Annotated in this window: 26 protein-coding genes; 24 read left to right on the forward strand and 2 right to left on the reverse strand. The window is 48.2% G+C overall.

From position 1 onward, the window contains the following. The first annotated feature begins 127 nt into the window (after positions 1–127). From cntA to folE2, 12 genes are all read left to right on the forward strand, one after another. A complete protein-coding gene (gene cntA / locus gpAD87_RS00905) occupies positions 128–1,717 on the forward strand; it encodes a staphylopine-dependent metal ABC transporter substrate-binding lipoprotein (protein ID WP_064640690.1) in 1,590 nt (529 codons plus the stop codon). A gap of 13 nt (positions 1,718–1,730) precedes the next feature. Next, entirely contained in the window at positions 1,731–2,663 is a 933-nt protein-coding gene (gene opp1B / locus gpAD87_RS00910; protein WP_064635758.1) for a nickel/cobalt ABC transporter permease, read from the forward strand. Then, positions 2,663–3,550 (forward strand): staphylopine uptake ABC transporter permease subunit CntC, encoded by an 888-nt coding sequence (gene cntC, locus gpAD87_RS00915; RefSeq protein ID WP_064635759.1) that lies wholly within the window; start codon positions 2,663–2,665, stop codon positions 3,548–3,550. The genes opp1B and cntC overlap by 1 nt, the downstream gene beginning before the upstream one ends. Beyond that, positions 3,531–4,376, forward strand: coding sequence for a staphylopine uptake ABC transporter ATP-binding protein CntD (gene cntD, locus gpAD87_RS00920; RefSeq protein WP_064635760.1), 846 nt, complete (start codon positions 3,531–3,533; stop codon positions 4,374–4,376). The genes cntC and cntD overlap by 20 nt, the downstream gene beginning before the upstream one ends. Then, positions 4,342–5,106, forward strand: coding sequence for an ABC transporter ATP-binding protein (locus gpAD87_RS00925; protein ID WP_064635761.1), 765 nt, complete (start codon positions 4,342–4,344; stop codon positions 5,104–5,106). Before cntD ends, gpAD87_RS00925 begins: the two co-directional genes overlap by 35 nt. Further along, the gene (gene cntE / locus gpAD87_RS00930; protein ID WP_064635762.1) at positions 5,103–6,317 is read left to right on the forward strand and encodes a staphylopine family metallophore export MFS transporter CntE; all 1,215 of its coding nucleotides are present in this window, start codon (positions 5,103–5,105) and stop codon (positions 6,315–6,317) included. The genes gpAD87_RS00925 and cntE overlap by 4 nt, the downstream gene beginning before the upstream one ends. Positions 6,318–6,420: 103 nt before the next feature. Beyond that, positions 6,421–7,617: a GTP-binding protein gene (locus gpAD87_RS00935; protein ID WP_064635763.1), complete on the forward strand. Its 1,197-nt coding sequence runs from the start codon at positions 6,421–6,423 to the stop codon at positions 7,615–7,617. A gap of 29 nt (positions 7,618–7,646) precedes the next feature. Next, a complete protein-coding gene (gene rpsN / locus gpAD87_RS00940) occupies positions 7,647–7,916 on the forward strand; it encodes a 30S ribosomal protein S14 (protein WP_063566651.1) in 270 nt (89 codons plus the stop codon). A 5-nt stretch (positions 7,917–7,921) separates the two neighbouring features. Then, a complete protein-coding gene (locus tag gpAD87_RS00945) occupies positions 7,922–9,058 on the forward strand; it encodes an NAD(P)/FAD-dependent oxidoreductase (protein ID WP_064635764.1) in 1,137 nt (378 codons plus the stop codon). Further along, the gene (locus tag gpAD87_RS00950) at positions 9,052–10,722 is read left to right on the forward strand and encodes a nucleoside recognition domain-containing protein (protein ID WP_064635765.1); all 1,671 of its coding nucleotides are present in this window, start codon (positions 9,052–9,054) and stop codon (positions 10,720–10,722) included. Before gpAD87_RS00945 ends, gpAD87_RS00950 begins: the two co-directional genes overlap by 7 nt. 27 nt (positions 10,723–10,749) lie before the next feature. Then, positions 10,750–11,082 carry a DUF3024 domain-containing protein gene (locus gpAD87_RS00955; protein ID WP_064635766.1) on the forward strand — a complete coding sequence of 111 codons (333 nt, stop codon included), beginning with the start codon at positions 10,750–10,752 and terminating at the stop codon, positions 11,080–11,082. Between the two features lie 45 nt (positions 11,083–11,127). Further along, positions 11,128–12,072 (forward strand): GTP cyclohydrolase FolE2, encoded by a 945-nt coding sequence (folE2, locus tag gpAD87_RS00960; protein WP_082934960.1) that lies wholly within the window; start codon positions 11,128–11,130, stop codon positions 12,070–12,072. A gap of 142 nt (positions 12,073–12,214) precedes the next feature. Here folE2 and gpAD87_RS00965 read toward each other — a convergent pair whose 3' ends face one another. Continuing rightward, positions 12,215–13,273 (reverse strand): substrate-binding domain-containing protein, encoded by a 1,059-nt coding sequence (locus gpAD87_RS00965; RefSeq protein WP_064640692.1) that lies wholly within the window; start codon positions 13,271–13,273, stop codon positions 12,215–12,217. A 262-nt stretch (positions 13,274–13,535) separates the two neighbouring features. Here gpAD87_RS00965 and modA point away from each other — a divergent pair, with 262 nt between their 5' ends. Both modA and modB read left to right on the forward strand, forming a co-directional pair. After that, on the forward strand, positions 13,536–14,408 hold the full coding sequence (gene modA / locus gpAD87_RS00970; protein ID WP_064635767.1) for a molybdate ABC transporter substrate-binding protein: 873 nt from the start codon (positions 13,536–13,538) through the stop codon (positions 14,406–14,408). After that, complete coding sequence (modB, locus tag gpAD87_RS00975; protein WP_197521345.1) at positions 14,405–15,088, forward strand: molybdate ABC transporter permease subunit; 684 nt, start codon at positions 14,405–14,407, stop codon at positions 15,086–15,088. Before modA ends, modB begins: the two co-directional genes overlap by 4 nt. Before the next feature lie 142 nt (positions 15,089–15,230). Here modB and gpAD87_RS00980 read toward each other — a convergent pair whose 3' ends face one another. Further along, positions 15,231–15,767: a GNAT family N-acetyltransferase gene (locus gpAD87_RS00980; RefSeq protein WP_064635768.1), complete on the reverse strand. Its 537-nt coding sequence runs from the start codon at positions 15,765–15,767 to the stop codon at positions 15,231–15,233. Between the two features lie 265 nt (positions 15,768–16,032). On the opposite strand from gpAD87_RS00980, the gene gpAD87_RS00985 reads away from it, so the two are divergent. The 10 genes from gpAD87_RS00985 (at position 16,033) to gpAD87_RS31690 (ending at position 21,341) form a co-directional block, all read left to right on the forward strand. Beyond that, positions 16,033–16,362 carry a hypothetical protein gene (locus gpAD87_RS00985; protein WP_064635769.1) on the forward strand — a complete coding sequence of 110 codons (330 nt, stop codon included), beginning with the start codon at positions 16,033–16,035 and terminating at the stop codon, positions 16,360–16,362. Between the two features lie 294 nt (positions 16,363–16,656). Beyond that, complete coding sequence (locus gpAD87_RS00990; RefSeq protein WP_063566660.1) at positions 16,657–17,496, forward strand: transporter substrate-binding domain-containing protein; 840 nt, start codon at positions 16,657–16,659, stop codon at positions 17,494–17,496. Positions 17,497–17,522: 26 nt separating this feature from the next. After that, positions 17,523–18,266 carry an amino acid ABC transporter permease gene (locus gpAD87_RS00995; RefSeq protein WP_063566661.1) on the forward strand — a complete coding sequence of 248 codons (744 nt, stop codon included), beginning with the start codon at positions 17,523–17,525 and terminating at the stop codon, positions 18,264–18,266. A 4-nt stretch (positions 18,267–18,270) separates the two neighbouring features. After that, complete coding sequence (locus gpAD87_RS01000) at positions 18,271–18,981, forward strand: amino acid ABC transporter permease (RefSeq protein ID WP_064635770.1); 711 nt, start codon at positions 18,271–18,273, stop codon at positions 18,979–18,981. Beyond that, positions 18,978–19,730 carry an amino acid ABC transporter ATP-binding protein gene (locus gpAD87_RS01005; protein WP_064635771.1) on the forward strand — a complete coding sequence of 251 codons (753 nt, stop codon included), beginning with the start codon at positions 18,978–18,980 and terminating at the stop codon, positions 19,728–19,730. Before gpAD87_RS01000 ends, gpAD87_RS01005 begins: the two co-directional genes overlap by 4 nt. A gap of 121 nt (positions 19,731–19,851) precedes the next feature. Next, the gene (locus gpAD87_RS01010; protein ID WP_063566664.1) at positions 19,852–20,139 is read left to right on the forward strand and encodes a hypothetical protein; all 288 of its coding nucleotides are present in this window, start codon (positions 19,852–19,854) and stop codon (positions 20,137–20,139) included. A 23-nt stretch (positions 20,140–20,162) separates the two neighbouring features. Then, complete coding sequence (locus tag gpAD87_RS01015) at positions 20,163–20,501, forward strand: hypothetical protein (RefSeq protein WP_063566731.1); 339 nt, start codon at positions 20,163–20,165, stop codon at positions 20,499–20,501. Further along, a complete protein-coding gene (locus gpAD87_RS01020; protein WP_064635772.1) occupies positions 20,498–20,797 on the forward strand; it encodes a hypothetical protein in 300 nt (99 codons plus the stop codon). The genes gpAD87_RS01015 and gpAD87_RS01020 overlap by 4 nt, the downstream gene beginning before the upstream one ends. A 1-nt stretch (position 20,798) precedes the next feature. Next, a complete protein-coding gene (locus gpAD87_RS01025; protein ID WP_064635773.1) occupies positions 20,799–21,140 on the forward strand; it encodes a hypothetical protein in 342 nt (113 codons plus the stop codon). A 36-nt stretch (positions 21,141–21,176) separates the two neighbouring features. Beyond that, positions 21,177–21,341 (forward strand): hypothetical protein, encoded by a 165-nt coding sequence (locus tag gpAD87_RS31690; RefSeq protein ID WP_157258399.1) that lies wholly within the window; start codon positions 21,177–21,179, stop codon positions 21,339–21,341. Positions 21,342–21,346 lie beyond the last annotated feature (5 nt).

Raw genomic sequence — 21,346 nt, forward strand, 5'->3', positions numbered from 1 at the left:
GGATAACAGCGTGCGGAGGGTTGTTCTAATCGCGCAGTAGTCTAGTGTAAAGTCATTGGTTTACTTGTTTGTATCTTTTTAATTATCAGGAGGAAATGTTGTGAAAAAGGGTAGTGTTTTGGGTTTAATGTTGCTGTTATTGTCTGTCATTACCGTGCTCGCAGGATGTGGGCAGGATGGGGGGACAACAACGGAGTCAGCAACTAGCGAGGTCAAGTCTGACCTCATCTATGCATCCGCGAAGGATATTAATGATATGAATCCTCATTTATACACCGGTTCCATGCCCGCACAAGGGATGGTTTACGAATCCTTGGTCGAAAACACGGTCGTTGGAATCAAGCCATTACTGGCAGAATCATGGGATATTGCCGAAGACGGGAAAACGTACACGTTCCATTTGCGACAGGATGTGAAATTCCATGATGGTGAACCGTTTAACGCCGAGGCGGTCAAGCAAAATATCGATGCGGTTCAGGCGATTGCCGAAAAACATGCCTGGATTAAGCTATCCACCAAAATCGTAAGTACAACAGTCATAGATGAATACACATTTGAACTGGTACTTTCCGATCCCTATTATCCAGCTCTGGTGGAACTGTCCATGACCAGACCATACGTATTTATATCACCCAAGGATTTTACGAATGGTGGCACAAAGGACGGGGTAAGCGGCTATCACGGCACAGGGCCGTATAAGCTGACAGGTCATAAAATCGATGAGAATGCGACATTTGAAGCCAATGAAGAATACTGGGGCGGCGCACCTAAGATCCAAAAAATCACGTCCAAGGTTCTCCCGGCAGGGGAAACGACATTACTGGCATTAAAGAAGGGCGAGATCAACTTTATATTCACCGATGATCGGGGTGCGGACAGCATTGATGTTGAAGCCATGAATCAGTTGGCTGAATCGGGTGATTTTCAAGTGGTCCGAAGTGAAGCGATGAATACGAGTATGATCGTAGCCAATAGCAGCAAAGTGGATAACCCTGTCCACGAAACGGCTGTTCGTGAAGCGATATGGACTGCCATTGATCGGGAAACGATCAGCAATGACATTTTTAACGGAACTCAGACCGTAGCGGACACCTTATTCTCGTCCAATGTGAACTATGCGGATGTTGAATTGAAGAAGCGGGAGTATAGCCCGGAGACTGCAAAAGAGCTTTTGGAGAAGGCAGGATGGACATTAACAGACGGCAAGGCTGTGAGGGCAAAGAACGGCCAGCAACTAGCCATGACATTGTATTATGACAGCAATTCATCCTCGCAAAAAACACAAGCTGAATTGATCCAGCATGCTTTAAAAGGATTGGGCATTCAGCTGGAGATAGTCGGTGAGGAATCCACTTCCATCGCAAACAGAAGGGCAATCGGGGAATATGATCTGCTGTTCAATCAAACCTGGGGACTGGCGTACGACCCACAGAGCACTATCTCTGCGTTTACTTCCGATTCCGCCTATAAACACACAACAAGCGGCATAGCCCAGGCGGATGAACTATATAAGAAAATTGATGAAGTCATGGTCTCTACAGATGAGGCATCCCGCCAATCCCTGTACGCCGATATTATGAAAATGGTTCATGATGAAGCGGTGTTTATTCCGATTACCAATGGGCGGGTTACTGTCGTGGCTCCCAAAAATCTGGACGGAATCACATTCAAACAGACTCAATATGAATTGCCATTTGAGCAAATGAAATTTAAATAGAGCGGGGATGGATATGGGAAGTTATATAGTCAAACGGATATTACTCGCCATACCTCTGCTGTTCGTCATTTCATTGATAACGTTTGTTCTCATTAACCTTTCGCCCCTGGATCCCGCCGTAGTTGTATTACAGGCACAGGAGGTTCCTCAGATCACGGATGAATTAATCGCCCAAACGAATGAAGCATTGGGGTTCGATAGACCATTCATCATTCAGTATGTGAATTGGTTGATTGCCTGTATGCAGTTTGATTTTGGCAGCTCGTATGTATCCGGTGAACCGGTGTGGTCCTTGGTTGGTCCAGCATTCCTGAACACATTAAAATTAACGCTGGTATCATCGGTGTTCATTATTGGATTCTCCATTCTTCTGGGTGTGATCTGTGCCATGAGAGAAGGGAAAGTCGTCGATAAATCAGTCAGAGGCCTATCGTTTATCCTGACAGCTATGCCATCCTACTGGCTCGCAGCCATCCTGATCTGGTACTTGTCCGTCAAGCTGGACTTGCTGCCTACGAGCGGAATGGATTCGTTGAAGAGTTATATTCTGCCAGTGATTGTGATCACGGTGAGTTATACAGGCATTTATTTTAGGACGGTCCGGAGTTCCATGTTAAGCAACATGAATGAGGATTACGTGCTCTATGGAAGGGCGAGTGGCTTAAGTGAGCGGAAGGTGACCCTGCATATTTTGCGTAATTCGCTGCAAGTGGCGGTATCCATATTTTGCATGGCGATTCCCATCGTACTGGGCAGTACCGTCGTGATTGAAAATGTGTTTGCCTGGCCGGGACTCGGAAGATTAAGCGTGCGTTCCATTCTCAATCGGGATTTCCCGATCATTCAGGCGTATGTTCTTATTTTGGCCGTAACCTTTGTGATGTTTAATACGATTTCTGATGTGATCAATGCGGCGATGAATCCCCGATTAAGAAAGGATCTCTAATGCGACTATTAAGAAATTTGGGCAAAGACAAACTTGCGATGACATCGCTGGCTGTCATTGTGATCATTGTTGCTATGGGCATATTTGCCCCGTTGTGTGCACCCCATGACCCGGAGGAAGTGAATATGAAACTTCGATATGCTACTTCCTCCTGGAGTTATTGGTTAGGAAATGATCATTTGGGCAGATGTGTGTTATCCAGACTCATTTATGGAATTCGTCCCAGCGTGCTATGGGTTTTGGTTGCCTTACTGATATCTGTTCTGGTCGGAGCTGTCGTCGGATTTATCGCAGGGTACTTTAAGGGGAAGACAGATGCCTGGATCATGAGACTTTGTGATGTCATGCTGTCTTTCCCGGGATACGTCATGACCCTGGCAATGGTCGGCATTTTGGGTGCGGGACTTGAACATATTCTGATTGCGTTTGTGGTCATGAAATGGGCATGGTTTGCCCGCGTCATTCGAACATCTGTAATGCAGTTCTCCGAGATGGAGTATGTGAAATTCGCCAAAGCCTCTGGCATCGGTAGCTTTAGAATTATAACCAAGCATATTGTTCCGGTTACATTTGCCGATATTGCGGTGATTGCCAGTGGTTCCATGTGTTCGATGATGCTGCAGATCTCGGGACTTTCTTTTCTGGGTTTGGGAATCCAGGCCCCTCATGCCGAATGGGGGATGATGTTGAATGAGACAAGGGAAGTCATGTTCTCGAGACCGGAGTTAATGCTGGCACCTGGACTAGCCATTGTGCTTGTCGTATCGGCCTTTAATTTTTTATCGGATGCGCTTCAGGTCGCTTTGGACCCCAAATTAATGACTTCCCAAGGCAGGCTTCATAAAAAAGAGGTGGGAAAAGCCATTTATGAATATAGTAGAGGTTAAACATTTGAAGATCTGGGATGCCAATACGGACAAGGTCATTATTCATAACAGTTCATTTCAGGTCAAACAAGGAAGCTGTCTGGCCATTGTTGGAGAAAGCGGAAGTGGCAAGTCCGTCACATGCAGGTCCATTATGCGTTTGAATAAACCCTGGATTCGCCAATCCGGAACGATTCTCTTCAAAGGCGAGGACGTGAACCAGCTTTCTGAACAAGAGATGAGACAAAGAAGAGGCAAAAACTTGTGCATGATTCTGCAAAATGGCATGAGCGCATTTGACCCTTCTTGTGTGATCGGCGTCCATATCCGGGAAACGCTAAAGACGCATTTCGACTGGAATAACAAAGAGAGCGAACGGAAGATCATAAGCGCCATGGAAAGCGTCAGGTTAAAAAATCCGCAGGAAATCCTGAATCAATATCCACATCAGCTATCCGGTGGCATGTTGCAGCGCATTATGATTGCATTGGCACTTGTGCTGGAGCCGGATCTGATCATTGCGGATGAACCTACAACAGCATTGGATACGATCTCTCAATATGAGGTGGTTGAACAATTGATTCGACTACGCGAGCGAATGGGTTGTTCCATGCTTTTTATATCCCATGACCTCGGTGTAGTCCAGAAGATTGCAGATGAAGTGATGGTCATGAAAGACGGTGCCATTGTCGAAAGTGGGCCTATTCGGTCTGTTTTTAAGAAGCCGAAGCATGCCTATACTCAATATTTGGTTTCCACCCGGTTGGAGCTGAGCAATCATTTCAGGAAATTGATGCAGGGAGGGGATACAGATGCTCAAGGTGGATGGGATAGAAAAGTCCTATAAACAAGGCGGATTGTTCTCCAAACAAAGGCAGCAGGTGTTGAAAAGAGTTGCATTTGAATGTCAGCATGGCGAATGTCTGGGCATCATCGGTGAAAGTGGAAGTGGCAAGTCGACATTGGGCCGTCTGATCCTGGGTATCGAGAAGCCTGATCGCGGGCGTATTTTATTGGAGGGGAAAAACGTGAATGATCGCCGCGTGAGAAGGGGCAGCATCAGTGCCGTATTTCAAAATTATACGTCCTCCATTAATCCATTTCTCACGGTGGAGGAAGCCATTATGGAGCCTTTGAAGGCTCAAAAAAAAGTGGAAGCAGATATGCAAATCAAGGTGGATACGTTGTTGCATCAAGTGGGATTAGACTCGTCCTACAGGCTCAAATATCCGCATGAATTATCCGGTGGAGAGGCTCAGAGAGTATGTATTGCGAGAGCTATATCTACTGAACCCCGATGCATTGTATTCGATGAAGCGATCAGTTCTCTGGACGTGTCTGTGCAGATTCAGGTGCTGCGATTGTTAAAAGAATTAAAGCAGTTCTATCAGATGAGCTATGTGTTCATTACGCATGATATTCAGGCGGCAGCCTATATTTGCGACAGAGTTATTATTTTCAGGGACGGTCAGATTGAGGAAATGGTGCCTATTGAGCAGCTGAAGGATGTTCAGTCCGATTATGCCAGGAGGTTATTAACCTATTTAATTACGTTCCAGGGGGAGGACCAGGGATGAGTGGAGCGATGTCATGGCCGTTTCTGCGTTTGTACATCCTGGTTCTTCTGTATTTTAGTGCAAATGCAATTCTTAATGTCATTATTCCTTTACAGGGTGAATCCTTGGGGGCGAGCAGTACAACCATCGGGCTGATTATGGGTGCCTATATGTTCACGACCATGTTTTTCAGGCCATGGGCAGGTCATATCATTCAAAAGCGCGGACCGATCAAAGTACTTCGTTTTATTCTGATTATTAATGGTTTTGCCCTTATTTTATACACGTTTACAGGGCTTGGAGGTTATCTGGTTGCTCGTATTTTACAGGGGGTATCAACTGCTTTCTTTTCCATGGCGCTGCAGATTGGCATTATTGATGCCCTACCGGAGAAAGACCGTTCCCAGGGCATTTCCTATTATTCGTTGTTCAGTTATATTCCCGGCATTGTGGGACCTGTCTTGGCGCTAGGGATCTGGCAGACAGGCGGCATGGATTATTTTACGGTTGTGCTCATCATTATTGCCATCTGTACAGGTGTCTTTGGGTATACCGCCAAGATGGACAAGAGTCAAGAGCAGCATCCTGCTGAAAATTCATCGGAGCAGAACGTAAGCATGTTTCAATCCTTTCGTCAGTTGGTGAAAAATCCATTCTTGTTTAGATGCAGTGTACTGATGCTAAGTGCTTCCGTTGTGTTTGGTGCCATTACGACCTTTATTCCACTGTACGCCAGTCAATTGCCAAGCGGCAATGCGGGTGTCTATCTGATGCTTCAGGCAGGAACCGTTGTGCTCGCCCGGATGTTGTTACGTAAAAAAATCCCCTCCGATGGCAGAGGGCATGCACCTTTTATCATGGGAACGATGCTGCTGTTGGCAGTAGCCGCACTATGTGTAAGCTGGGCAATCACAGGAGGAGCTGTCCTTTTGTATGTGGGGGCCATTTTGATGGGTATCGCTCAATCCATTCTCTATCCAACGTTAACCACCTATTTATCCTTTGTGCTGCCGCAGTTGAATCGAAATGTGTTAATCGGTTTATTTATTGCAACAGCAGATCTGGGCGTATCTCTGGGCGGTGTGTTGATGGGACCGCTCGCTGATCTATCCTCCTATTCGTTTATGTACATGATTTGTGCTATTCTAGGGGCGGTCATGATTGCTTTTGCCTATGAACGAAGAAAACCAGTCACAGATGTGTCTGTGATCGCACGAGAAAAACAAAAATGATTTGACAACATCGTTCAACAGGATTATAGTCATTGTTGTTAATCGTAATAATTACTATTAAGGTCGAAAGCTTATTGACCACAACCATAAGGAGTAGATAGACATGACACAAAAGCAGGTTCCGGTAACTGTTCTTAGCGGTTACCTCGGTTCAGGTAAAACAACCGTTCTTAATCACGTACTGCACAATCGGCAGGGGCTCAAGGTCGCCGTCATCGTTAATGACATGAGTGAGGTGAACATCGACGCCGCTTTGGTGAAGGGTGAGGCGACATTGTCGCGTACCGAAGAAAAGCTGGTGGAGCTGTCCAATGGCTGCATCTGCTGCACCTTGCGGGATGATCTGATGCAGGAGATTGAGAAGCTGGTGAACGAAGGCAGGTTTGATTATATCCTGATTGAATCCACAGGCATTAGTGAACCTGTTCCGGTAGCGCAGACCTTTACATATGCCGACGAGGAGTCAGGTATTGATCTGACAAGTCTGGCGAAGCTGGATTGTCTGGTAACTGTCGTGGATGCCCATCGATTCTGGCATGATTTTGCCTCAGGGCAGAGCCTGCTGGATCGGAACCAGGCCACAGGTGAGGAAGATACCCGCGATGTTGTGGACCTGCTAATTGATCAGATAGAGACTTGTGATGTTCTGTTGCTGAACAAATGTGATCTGGTCGATGACGTGGAGCTGAACAAGCTTGAAGGTGTCATCCGCAAGCTTCAGCCTAACGCCAAAATCATTCGGACTGTAAACGGCCAAGTCAACCCGTCTGAAATTTTGAATACAGGTCTCTTCAACTTCGAGAAAGCAAGCATGTCCGCCGGGTGGATTCAGGAACTGGAGAAGGAATCACATACACCGGAGACCGAGGAATACGGTATTGGTTCCTTCGTGTATCGTCGTCGGAAACCATTTCATCCTTCTCGTCTGGCTGAATTCATGAGCTACTGGCCGGAAGAAGTGGTGCGTGCCAAAGGGCTGGTCTGGCTCGCGGCTGAAGGAGATGTGGCTGCAAGTCTGAGTCAGGCGGGATCGTCGATTCAGTTTGGCCCTGCCGGACATTGGGTTGCGGCATTACCGGAAGCGGACAAGGAAGAAATTTTGCGTACGGAGCCACATGTACTGGAGAAGTGGGATGCGCAGTGGGGAGACCGTCAAACCGAGCTGGTCATGATCGGGATTGAAATGGAGCGCGCCATCATTGAAGACGAACTTGACCAATGTCTGCTCAGTGATGAAGAAATGCAGGCCGATTGGGGGCATTTTGACAATCCTCTGCCTTGGCCAGTTGAAGTCGTATAAAAAATAAATTCATAAAGGAGCTGTAAACCATGGCCAAAAAATCAAAAGTGGTGCGTGAAAAACAACGTCAGGCAACCGTAGCCAAATATGCGGAGCTGCGCCGGGAACTGAAAGAAAAAGGGGATTATGAAGCGCTGCAGAAACTGCCGCGCAATGCTTCCCCGACACGATTGAAAAATCGCTGTGAACTGACAGGCCGTCCGAGAGGATATTTGCGCAAGTTCAAGGTATCGCGAATTGTGTTCCGTGAGCTGGCTCATCAAGGGCAAATTCCGGGCGTCACGAAGTCAAGCTGGTAAGACACATGCATGATCCATTTGATTATGATTGTGTAATTGTTGGAGGGGGGCCAGCAGGGATCGGCATGGCCTCTGTCCTGCAGGATTTGGGAATGCCACGTATTACCGTGCTGGAACGCAGTGAGGTGGGGGCAACTTTTCTGGCGTGGCCGGAGGAAATGCGTCTGATCACCCCTTCGTTCACAAGCAATGCCTATGGCATGATGGATCTGAACGCCGTGGCTTTGAATACGTCTCCAGCGTACACACTGGGAACAGAACACCCGACAGGGTTGGAGTATGCGAAGTATTTGCAGGTGGTGAGCCAGTTCAAGAAATTGCCTGTGCAAACGGGAGTAGATGTTTCGGAGGTTATTCCGGAGGAGAAAGGCTTCAGGGCCGTGACATCCAATGGACAACTGCGGACACGCTATGTCATCTGGGCAGCAGGTGAATTTCAATATCCGAGACTGGACTTGTTTCCTGGGGCTGAGTATGGTGTGCACAGCAGTTTATTTTCCAGCTGGACGGCGGTTCAAGGAGAAGAATGTGTCATCGTTGGTGGCTATGAGAGCGGTGTGGATGCAGCTATTCACCTGAGTAAACTGGGGAAAAACGTAACGGTAATCGACCGAAACGGAAGAGGACTCGCCAAGGGCAGCAGTGATCCAAGTGTGGAACTAAGCCCCTATACGAAGGATCGCCTGCGCGCGGCGATGATGGATATGCGAATACACATGATGCAAGGTTATGAGGTCAAGTGGATTGAACCGGATGAACCGGGCGGTTATGTTCTCTATTGCGAGAACGATTCCGGAGAGTCCCACTTGCTTAAGACGGGTCAGGCTCCTATTCTGGCGACCGGGTTCCGCAGCAGTTTGCATCTGATTGAAAATCTCGTCGAGCGCAACAAGGAAGGTCAGCTGCAATTGGGAGCGGCGGATGAATCGACGATTGCCCCCGGACTGTTTATTACTGGACCACAGGTCATGCATGGTCAACTCCAATTTTGCTTCATTTATAAATTCAGACAGCGCTTTGCGGTTGTGGCCCAGGCCATAGGTGAGAGTCTTGGGTTGGATCTGGCTCCGCTGGAAACCTATCGCAAAGAAGGCATGTTTCTTGATGATCTGTCCTGCTGCGGTGAAGACTGCACATGCTGAATTCGGTTGTGGAGCAACCCGAAGAACTTCGTAAAGTGGTGCTGGTTGGCTTCGAATCCGCGGGCAAATCGGCTCTGTTTCGGGGACTTACGGGCAGAGATACGGGTGAGGAATCCAATGTACGGGGCTCCACGGTAACAATCCGCAGAGCGGAGTTGCTTGAGCACCAGCTTGAATTGCTCGATACACCTGGAATCCGGATGAAGGATGATAGCGTAACGACCATGCTGACGTTAAAACAGCTCGCAGCCGGTGACACAGTAATCTTGGTCATCCGCGGCACGGATGTGGTGCAGGAACTGCCTTTACTGCTCGGTATGCTGGATGTCACAGGCAAAAATGCTGTATTGGTGCTTACGTTTGCCGACAAATGTGGTCCCGGATTATCGGCTCAGGTTAACTATTACCGCAAAGGTCTGGGCATTTCCGTTCTGCCGATCAATACAAGGGAAATGCACGGAAACGCCCAAGACCTGATATGCCGGGCGATTGTTGCCGCCAGACCCATGAAGAGGCAACCGGAGCTTGCATCACCTCCTGAATCCTCTGTGATCGAACCGCAGACAACGATGTTTGAGCATACGGTTTGGGGACGTTTTGTGGCTTTGGCTGCATTGGTAGTATTATTTGCTGCTCCGGTGTATGTGGCCTATCTGTTCTCCGGCTGGATACAACCGCTCGCAGATGCCTGGATTCTTGAACCGCTCCATCGCATGACTGCGGGATTATGGAACCCGCTGCAGGCGATAATGCTTGGAGATTACGGCATAATTAGTCTGGGCTTGTATTCGTTTATATGGGCATTTCCGGTCGTATTCCTGATTGGGTTCAGTGTGGCGGCGACGGAGGAGAGCGGACTGAAAGATCGGATTACCGACTCGCTGGATGGGTGGATGCGCAAAATCGGCATGAACGGCAAGGATCTGATTCCGGTCCTCAGTGGTTTTGGGTGCAATGTCGTGGCTGTGTTCCAGAGCCGTACCTGCAGCTCCTGTACACGAAAGGCCTGTGTTTCAATGATTTCCTTCGGTTCTGCTTGCAGCTACCAGATAGGAGCTTCTCTATCCCTATTCAGTTCCGGCGGCAAGCCGTGGCTGTTCTTTCCTTATATGCTTGTACTGGTACTTGCGGGCGCAATTCATACACGTCTGTGGAATCGAAATCGACTGGATGACACGCTCCCGTTACATGCCAATCGTACATTTCTGCAAAAGCCATCATGGCGCTCTGTTAGCTGGCGCGTTCGGTCTGTCATGAAGCAGTTTCTCGTGCAGGCGATGCCTATTTTCATCGGTATTTGTGTGGTGGCTACGTTGCTGGAGCAGACGAGGGTATTGTCTGCCCTGACTGGCGCGTTGACGCCGGCACTTGCGATCTTTCATCTGCCGGGCGATGCCGCAGGCGGCATTCTGTTTTCCATTTTGCGAAAAGACGGGTTGTTGGTGCTGAATCAGGATCAGGGTTCCTTCGTTGAAGACTTGAGCGGCGGGCAGCTGTTTATTCTTGTGTACCTGGCTTCGACGTTAACGGCATGTCTGGTAACGATGTGGACCATTCGCAAGGAGTTGGGAGCAGTCTTTGCCATGCAACTGGCAGGCAAACAGCTCGTAACGTCACTGGGCAGTGCATTTGTAATGGCATGGCTATGGAACTGGATTGCATAACGATGTTGATGAAAGGGTGTGATCTCCATGCTGGACTCGTTTACCATTCGGAGAATTCAATCGGTGATGAACGGTTATATCCATGAGAAGGTCCCGGCACCACTGCGCACCATGGTGAAATTAACGTATGAGATGAATGACAATGAACTGATTTTGACCGAGGAAAGGCCCGCTGAAGAACGATATCAGTGGGACAAACTGCATATTGCCCGATTTTACTGGGAAGAGAATAAGTGGAAAGTATATGCCAAAGACGAACACAGTAGCTGGAATGTGGTAGACGTTATCAAGCCTTGTCCTGATTTTGAAGATCTGCTGGAGCAGGTTGAGCGGGACGAAGCGGGTCTGTTCTGGCGCTGAAGGCACGGTTTTTAACGCAAGTATGTGCTGGAGGGAGGGTTTGTAATGCAAAAGGTACAACAGAATAACAGGATTAGCCGAGTAGTGAACGATTCTTTTATCATGCCGGATAAAGCTGAGCGCTTGCGGTTATTCGGCTCCGTTGATCCGATACAGGGAGATAAGCCTGTACGGAAAGAAGAGATGCAAGATTTGCAGAATAGCAAAAATGATTTTCTATTTGAGCTGCAACAAGTTGGTATTGATCAGGTGAAGTATCCTCTGGATGTCATTTCGGCCAAAGATCCCGTTCGATTGTCCAGCATCGGAACGTTCCGGCTGACGACTTCGCTGGATCGCGAATCGAAAGGCATTAACATGAGCCGCTTGATGGAGCAGCTTCAGCACAGTCGCGGAGAAGGGTTAAGTGACCGGATTCCGGATCTGATTGCGCTGACGCAACAGATGGCTGAACAGATGAATCAGGCGAAGGCAGAGCTGAAAGTGACCTATCCCTGGTTCTACGAACGAACCGCCCCCGTAACCGGTTTGTCTGGACTAAATCATTCTTTGGCTACGGTTCATGTCATCTGGGAAGCTGGGAAATCCCCTGTTCTGAGAACAGGTTTACATATACAGGTCACGACGTTATGCCCATGTTCGAAGGAGATCAGCGAATATAGCGCGCACAACCAGCGGGGGTTATTGCGTATCCAGGTACAAGCCAACCCGGGAGAAGCGCTGCCGGGCTATTGGAAGGAAGAGCTGCTGAATGTGGCCGAATCCAATGCAAGTAGCTGTCTTTACCCCATACTCAAAAGGACTGATGAGAAACGGGTCACGGAACGTGCATATGAGAACCCGCGATTTGTGGAAGATATCGTACGGCTGGTGGCGGCAGATCTGTATGAGAAGCACTGGGTAAATAAATTTAAGGTAGACTGCAAAAATGAAGAGTCCATTCATCAACATGATGCCGTAGCTCGTATCGTATATGACAAGTCGAGATAACGATAGTGTGAGGGCAAAGGAATTCATTTCATTTTATATCACTTTACAATATGAAGAGAAAACAGAAGAACCACCGTCAGAGCTTCAGCGGCGGTTCTTCTGTTTTTTTAGCGATCCCATGAGCAATTCAGGTGCCATTGCGCTAGACTTCGTACAAAATTTCACCCGTTCGGGATACATCATATCCTTCAAATGATTGCAGTTCCTGCCTGAATTCCGGTGATTGCAGAATGCGCAGTACCGATTCGATCCACGCTTCGTTCCCTTGTTTCTTCAGCATGACCAGATCATAACGTTCCTGGACAAGTGGAATAAAATCAACCTGACCGACAAGTCGTGCGGCCTTTTCGCTGCCGATTCCTACATCGGCTTCACTGGAACTGACCTTGGCAGCTACACCCATGTGACTGGTTTCTTCCACGTCATACCCAATCAGCTGGGAAGCAGGGATACCATGCAGACGCAATTGTTCATCCAGTAATACACGTGCACCCGAACCTTTCTCCCGGTTAGCCAATCGCAGCTCAGGCTGCTTCAGATCTGTCCAGTTCTGCAAGCCCCGCGGGTTACCTCGTTGCACATACAAACCGGCAGGCCGTGTTAGGAGATTCACGACTACATATGACCAGCCAATCAGGATTTTGCGAATGTAGGGCAGATTATATTCTCCTGTATCTCCATCCAGCAGATGGGTACTGACCAGATCGGATTCCCCGCGGTACATGGAGATCAAGCCGTCGAGACTGCCCATGAACGAACGCAGTGGACGAATATCCCGTGTGTGCTTTTCCATATATCGCATGAGAATATCGAGGCTGACATCCTGTCCTGTAATGACCAGATGACGGGCCGAATGCGCTGTCGATGGGTTGCTCGTCATGGAGCTTGAAGCTGCGAATGTCCCTCTGGATAGAGGAGTAGCACTTGCAGCGGAATGAACGGTATGATTGGTCGGATCACTTCCCGTCCCGGAATAAGACTCAGAAGGGGGAACTGAATCCACAGCGGCCCGGTGCGTTGGCGATTGAAGCTGCTTGGAGCGCTGTTTATAAGCCTCCAGATCGGTGGCGTCAACACGCATTTGTTTGCCGACGCGATAAGCGACGAGGTCTCCCTTTTTAATCAGATCGTAGACCGTTAGTTTGGATATTTTGAGTAGCTTGGATATTTCTTCGGTGGTATAGGATTGCTCCTCCGTCATCAGTGAAGATCCTCCTTCAAGGTACAGATCATATAACGTTTCGTTCATCAACGCTCATCGTCCCGGATAAACGCTGGGGTCTCCTGTACTATACCATTAACAGCCAGAGGGGATAAACTCGCCCACCACAATTCAGCTATCGATGGTTTGGCTTTCAACAGACGCGCCAAAGACTACCTTCCTATTTCAATGATCTTATGTATAATGAAATATAATTAATTATATCTAGTTATAACTAAACATAACATCGGGGGAGAAGTAGATGAAAAAGAGTATTGGATATGTGTTGGGGAGTATGTCACTTGGACTGGCTCTCGTACTGGCCGGTTGTGGTGCAAGCACGGACAGTAAAGATACATCCACAGCAATGGAACAAACGGGTACAACACCAGCGACATCAGGTGAGAGTTCAACGTCCGGGGCAACAGATCCTCAGGAAAAGGTGGAGCTAACGATCTCAGCGGCAGCCAGTCTCACGGATGCCATGAAGGAAATTGAAACGAATTTTGAAGCCGCGAATCCCAATGTGGAGCTTAACTTCAACTTTGGTGCATCCGGTGCATTACAACAGCAAATTGAACAAGGCGCGCCAGCAGATGTTTTTGTATCGGCTGCGACCAAAAATATGAACGCGCTCGTGGATGAGAAGCTGATTGCATCCGGTGATCAGACGAATTTGCTGCAAAATTCATTGGTAGCCATTATTCCAGCGGATCGTTCAGATACCGTAACAAGCGAGAAGGATCTGACGGCTGATTCCATCAAGACCGTAGCGATTGGTATACCGGAAAGTGTGCCTGCAGGAACCTATGCGAAGGAAGCACTGACCAATGCCAAACTGTGGGATCAGTTGGAAGGTAAGCTTGTACAAGGCAAGGATGTCAGACAGGTTCTGCAATATGTAGAAACAGGCAATGCGGATGCGGGGTTTGTGTACAAAACGGATGCACTCACTTCTGATCAGGTGAAAATTGCATTTGAAGTGGACAAGAACAGCTATACACCAGCCAATTATCCAGTAGGGATTATTGAAGGTACGAAGCACCGGACAGAAGCAGAACAATTCTACACGTATTTGCAAACGCCTGAAGTGCTTGATGTATTTGCCAAGTACGGGTTCTCCATTCCGGAATGAATGTGAGCGCAATAGACTGGGCGGTATTCTGGCCACCGGTTCGTCTATCCCTTCAAGTTGCGCTGTTGTCCAGTGTGATCGCAGCAGTGTTTGGCATCGCTGTGGCCTGGAAGATGTCCCGTACCTCGTTCCGTGGCAAAATTGTTCTGGAAACGGCATTTATGCTTCCGCTCGTGCTTCCGCCGACCGTGGTCGGATTCATCTTACTCGTGTTACTGGGGCGTAAGAGCCTGCTCGGACAATGGATTGAAGCTATTTTCTCCGCACCTGTCATTTTCTCCTGGTGGGCTGCCGTGATTGCCTCGGTAGTGGTTGCTTTCCCATTGGTATATCAGACGATGAAATCCGGCTTTAGCGGGATTGATAAGGATCTGGAAGATGCAGGCCGCTCCATCGGAGCGAATGAATGGCAGGTATTTCGTTATATCTCACTTCCGCTTGCAGGGAGAGCGTTGATGACAGCTTTCATCCTAGGTTTCGCTCGTGCACTGGGGGAATTCGGGGCCACACTCATGATCGCAGGTAATATTCCAGGCAAAACGCAAACCGTACCCACTGCGATCTATGTTGCAGTGGATTCGGGCAATCAGACGATGGCCTGGATGTGGACTGGCTCTATTATTATCATTTCGTTTATCATGCTGCTCTTAACCAGACAGCCGCGCGACGGGAAAGCATAATTTGGGCCGTTTAAAGTGAAAGTGATAAGGATTAGCATTCAAAAACCCGCTCAAGGAATCTTCCCTCGGAGCGGGTTTTCATTTGCGCAGGCCGCATATATGGGATATCATGTATGTTTACTTTCATCCAGCCGATTTTTGTTCAGCCTGTTTGAACAGAAGGTGTCTTATAACGGGCAGGGTCGAGCGTTTTGATCATAAATACAATCTCTTCCTGCCGTTCAGGTGTCTGTACTGTTTTGTGGTGAAAGGGTTCATATCCCCGGCGTTCATACATGGGAGCAAGCCAAGGATGGCGGGTCGCCGTTGCCAGAAATACGGCAGGGGCATCAAGCTTCTGTAGAATGATATGTTGCTCAACCCAATCCAATAGTTTAGAGCCATATCCCTGGCTTTTATGGGCCGGACTTACCGCGAACCAGCGGATGAAAGGATAGGGGCTGATGGCTTGCCGTTGTACATCTTCGGCTCGATCAAGGGTAACCGTGGCAATGATTTCTCCGGCTTTTTCAAGAATATAGCATTCATGCTGTACAATATTATTCTGGATAACTTCCAGTGTAGCGTGTCCGGCTGGAAAAGGAATGTTCAGGGCCCGAATTGTCTCATAGGCATCAACGGTAACAGCCTGCAATTGTTCGGCATCTTCAAGTGTAGCCAATCGGTATTGTTCGGTCATGGTCGATCAATCCCTTCTATAAAAATTAACTATTCCAACCTGTTAAGTTGGTTTAATATTTTGGTGTTATTTTATCATGAAATTCATGGTTGGAATATAATTCTCGAATCAGATCTGTCTATAAGCCCATCGAAAGCTTCTATATGTAAAAATGACAAAACTTTTTCCAATTTTACTCGTTTCAGGACTCGCCTAAACCATGCTCTATCCTGTAAAATAGAACTAACTGATTCCAGCCAAGAACTGAAATAAGGAGAGACGACTAATGAATACGAAACCTGATTGCGGTATATCGTTGCAAATCGACGACTATCTGGATCTTTTGCATTTTGCCATCCAAATCAAGGATCAGGAATGGCAGCAGTCCCTTATCCACCAGCTCAAAATATTTCAGCCGGAAGCGGAGCAGCGCACACCTGAAGAAGAATTATGGATGAGATTTGATTATATCAACAGTAAACTAACAGGTCTCTGCCACCAGATTCACGCGGCCCATTCAACGGATGAACGTAAGAAGTTTGAAGAACGAATCGGACTCTTGCAACTGCAGCGTATAGAAGTAGCTCGTAAGATTAAATGGGCTAGTCGCAGATAGATGCGTATTTGAATTTAATATGATCTGCAATTGAAGAAGCGATCCCCAGCCTGGTTGGAGGATTGCTTCTTTTGGTTTACTTTTGGATCAGGGAACGGGTGAAGCATAGAGAAGTTCTATAACGTTATCAGGATGTCCTATTAACATATATATTGCCTAGGTATGACATACGATGCTATTCTTTGTTCAACCTAATTCCGACTATACAAGTGTGAATGGTTAGTTAAATCAAAGATGAGGAATGGGAGTACACATCATATTGGCTGAAATAACAGCCTGTGGAGGAGATCGGGAATGGTTAATCAATGGGGGATTCAGAAATTCCGGACAGCATTGCTGTTCATTACTATGTTGGTGGTACTGGCGGGTTGCAGTTCAGGCAATGCATCGAATGAATCGGATTCCGCATCTGCGTCCGGTCAAGATAAAGTGAAGAAGATCATTGTGGGTACAGGTACTCAATTCCCGAATGTTTGCTTTATTGATGAGAATGGCAAGCTGACGGGGTACGATGTAGAACTGATCCGCGAGATTGATAAACGATTGCCTGAATATGAATTCGAGTTCAGTACAATGGAATTTAAAAACCTATTGCTTAGTCTTGAAACGAAGAAAATAGACCTGATCGCTCACCAGATGGAAGTGAATGAAGAGAGACAGGCCAAGTTCCTTTTTAATGACGAGGCATATAACATTTTCCCTAATAAAATCGTTGTAAGCGAGAAAAACCAGGATGTAAAATCCATCGAGGATCTGAAAGGTAAAAAACTGATTGTTGGCGCTACGAGTAATGCGGCTGTACTGGCTGAGAAATGGAATGCAGCGAATGGAAATGCCATCGACATTGTGTATTCCGGAGCAGGAGAAGATACGAATACCCAGATAAAAACAGGCCGAGTGGATGCAACCATCAGCACGCAGTTTGCCATCGATTATCAAAATAAAGTGGTGGATGCACAGTTAAAAACTGTGGGAGAGGCTCTGTCCAATTCCAAAGTGTATTTCATTCTGAACAAGGATGAGGAAGAGCTCAAAACAAAAATTGATGAAGCGCTCAAATCAATCAAGGAAGATGGAACATTGAGCAAATTGAGCACAGAGTGGCTGGGGGCCGACTACACGGTTGAGGAATAGTTCGTTGAGAAAGGTGAGCGACGGTTATGGGTAAATCATTCGATCTGTCATTAGTTCTGGATTTCGTCCCTGAACTGCTGCGATATTTGCATATTACACTGATTGTACTGGGCGGTTCCATTGTGTTCGGTTTGGTGGGCGGTGTGCTTCTGGCGGTTCCGAGGTTATACCGGATTCCGGTGCTGAGCCAGCTCGCGACCCTGTACGTCTCTTTCATGCGGGGCACACCGATTCTCATCAAGTTGTTTCTGGTCTACTACGGATTACCTGAATTGCTCAAGCCTATAGGCGTCGATCTGTCCAGGACCGATCCGCTGGTATTTGTCATCGTGACTTATGCGTTAAGTGATGCAGCGTCCTTTGCCGAAATCTTTCGCGGAGCTGTACGCAGTGTGGACAAGGGTCAGACGGAAGCGGCTTATGCTGCGGGCTTGACCACGTTTCAGTCGTTTCGGCGCATTGTGGTTCCGCAGGCGCTTATCGTTGCTTTTCCAAATATGGCGAATACGTTGATTGGCTCGTTAAAGGATACGTCACTTGCTTTTTCGATTGGGGTCATGGACATGGTGGGCAGGGGGCAAACACTGATCTCGGCTACATCGCATGCACTTGAAGTGTATATCAGTCTGTCGATTGTCTACTATGTTATCGTGCTTGTACTTGAAAAAGGGTTTGCTATCGCAGAACGCAGACTCCAGCGTCATGAACGTAAGAAAGAAGTACCTGGGCCAGTGGTAAGAGCTGAACGCCTGAAACGAATAGCGGGGTGAGCGAATGTCTATTGATTTCAACTTTATCTACACATCTTTTTTTCAGATTCTAAAGGCATTGCCACTGACACTCGTCATTACGATTGTACCGTTGATCGCAGGCTTTGGCATTGGTCTGGTTACTGCTTTAATCCGAATTTATAAGGTTCCCTGGGTCTACCGGATCGCTGATTTCTATGTTTCGTTTTTTCGGGGGACACCAATGCTGATGCATTTGTTTCTAATCTATTACGGGATTCCGTTGATCATCGACAAGCTTGCAGCCCGGAACGGCTGGGCCTTTCAGTCTTCCTCCATTCCGATTCTGGTGTTCGTGCTCATTGCCTTCTCGTTGACTGCCGGATCTTATATGTCCGAGATTATCCGTTCCGGTATTCTTGCAGTGGACACTGGGCAGATGGAAGCTGCACATGCCGTGGGCATGAGTACCTCCCAGGCAATGAGACGCATTATTTTACCGCAGGCGGTGGGTGCGGTTCTGCCGAATCTGTGCAGTATGTTTGTTGGTTTCCTGCATGGATCAACACTCGCGTTTACCGTATCACAGATGGATATTCTCGGGAAAGCGGATGTGGTGGCTTCGGTCAGTCTGAAATTTCTGGAGGCTTTCATTGCTGCCGCATTGATCTATTGGGGTCTGACGGTGATTGTCGAACGGATTACAGCTTTGCTGGAACGCAGAGTTGCCGTGTACAGCAAAGGAGGGGTGTCATGATATCACTGACGAATATACACAAATCTTTTGGTCAGCAGGAAGTGTTGAAAGGTATTGATCTGACTGTGGAGCAGGGGGATGTTGTTGCCATTCTTGGACCAAGTGGCTCCGGCAAAACGACATTGCTGCGCTGTGTGAATTTTCTTGAACGTGCCGATGAGGGCAAGGTACAGATCAGCGGATTAACCGTAGACTGCAAGCATGCCCGCAAACATGATATTGTGCAGTTGCGGCGAAAAACGGCGATGGTATTCCAGCATTATAACCTGTTCAAACATAAAACGGTGCTGGATAACGTAACGGAAGGATTAATCATCGCCCAGAAAATGTCCAAAGCCGATGCACGTGAACGAGCCTTGCGTGTACTTGAACAAGTGGGCCTGTCCGCCAAAATTAATGAGTATCCCAGCATGCTGTCAGGTGGACAACAGCAGCGGGTAGGCATTGCTCGGGCGCTTGCACTGAATCCAGAGGTCATTCTGTTCGATGAACCAACCTCGGCGCTTGATCCTGAACTTGTAGGGGAGGTGCTGTCGGTCATTCGATCGATTGCCCAGGAGGGCATCACCATGATTGTTGTCACCCATGAAATGGGTTTTGCCCGCGAAGTGGCGAATCGAGTTGTATTCATGGACGGGGGTTCCGTAGTGGAAGAAGGAACACCGGAGGAAGTATTTGTGCGGCCCAAACAGGAACGTACTCGCCAATTCCTCAGCCGTTACTCATCTGATTGGAGTTATGTCATCTGACGATATAGGCGCAAGCTGGAGTAACTGACGATCCCGGCCCGGCATATGCTGTAGCAGGCAAATGCTGATAGGCCGGGTTTTTCTATGGGTGAAGCAGGCCGTGACGGTAAGGAGGAGGACCATGCAGAGCAAAATCGATGAAATACTCACACATATTGCACATTCTCACCAGCAGGTTGCGCGTGTACTGGATGCCAAACGTCAAGTCGCTGTGCGCATGTCTGAAATCATCAATCATTTGCCGGATATCGAACCGGAGCTGGATGGCGTTGACGGTCTGCTGGATAGCTCGGGACAAATCAACAAAAGCATCATCTCCTATTTGGGAGGCCTGGCAGACCTGGAAGAAGCCGTAGCCGAAACGCTGACCCAGGTGATGCGGGAGATGGCGGGTCAAGAGGAAGAATAAGCCCGGAAGGCGGGTGAATGGACATGAGCAGAGAACAAAGTCTCATACTGATGCTGGATGCAGCAGCCAAAATGCAGTGGAATATTGCCCTGATATTGGAGGCCAAGGCGATTGAAGCCGAGAAGGTAAGGAACTGGGCGTTAAATCATTTGAATGGTGAGTCTTTTCTGACGCATAGCGATCAGGTGGCAGAGCCACTCAAAATGCATGATCAGCTGGTGGAAATACTGGAAGGATTGACCCGAATGGAAACCGGATTATGCAACAACCTGAAGGCCATCATGGTGCAGAACGATGGTGAAGAAGGCGGCATGGACGGTGGCATGTTTGGCGGCATGGATATGGGGGATCTCGGAAAATGAGTCTGTTGCGGCGTGAGCAGGAAGCGAAACTGTCCCTCATTGAGTCCATTGCACACAGTCAGCAGGCGCTCGCCCGCATTCTGGACAGTGTGGCCAGCGTGTCTGCCCACTCGGAAGTATCCGCCCGCAGTCTGGCCGAGAACATTCGTTTGCTGAGCCGTTATCAAGAGGAGATGTCCCGGATGGTTACGGGGATAAGGCTGGCCCGAATCCAGCATGGGGAGCCTGGTATGCCATGGCTCAAAGACCCTGGATATGCGATACGCATGGTCCGGAACATACAGGAGGAATGTTGACATGTTAAAGAAGAAAAAAATACGTCTGAGAACCAAAAGAGCTCTGCTTGCTCGCGGGACCCGTCTGCGTAAAATCCGTAAACTGCGTGCGGTCAAAGGCAAACGTGTACTGCACAAACGTACCCTCAAAGGACGCAGTGCGTGGCTTAAAAAAAAGAAACGTGCGGTACGACGGCACCGGAGTGTGAAGCCTGCACAACCGTTCGTCCCGGCTACCCCTACCGATCCGAACCCGGACAGCGCCTACAGCCAGGGGTACAACGAGGCGTACAACGAGGGATTCAACGCGGGTTTCGCCAAGGGATTCGAGGACGGACATCAGTTGGCTTACAAAGCGCAATAACAGAATAGGTGTGCATTTTCGGATGACTATAGATGCATGTCCAGTGACAACGATTGCCCGGGGGGACGGATCCCTCCGGGTTATTTGTATCGCCGCAAAAGCGGACATGCCCGTGCAGGCGGATGTGGAGGGCAGACGCCAATTTTGCGCCTTGCAGGACACCCGTCCATGATGCATCTGACCCCGGGGCATATCCTTTAGAGGGA

The organism is Paenibacillus sp. AD87 (genome assembly GCF_001659845.1).
Lineage (GTDB): Bacteria > Bacillota > Bacilli > Paenibacillales > Paenibacillaceae > Paenibacillus > Paenibacillus marchantiae.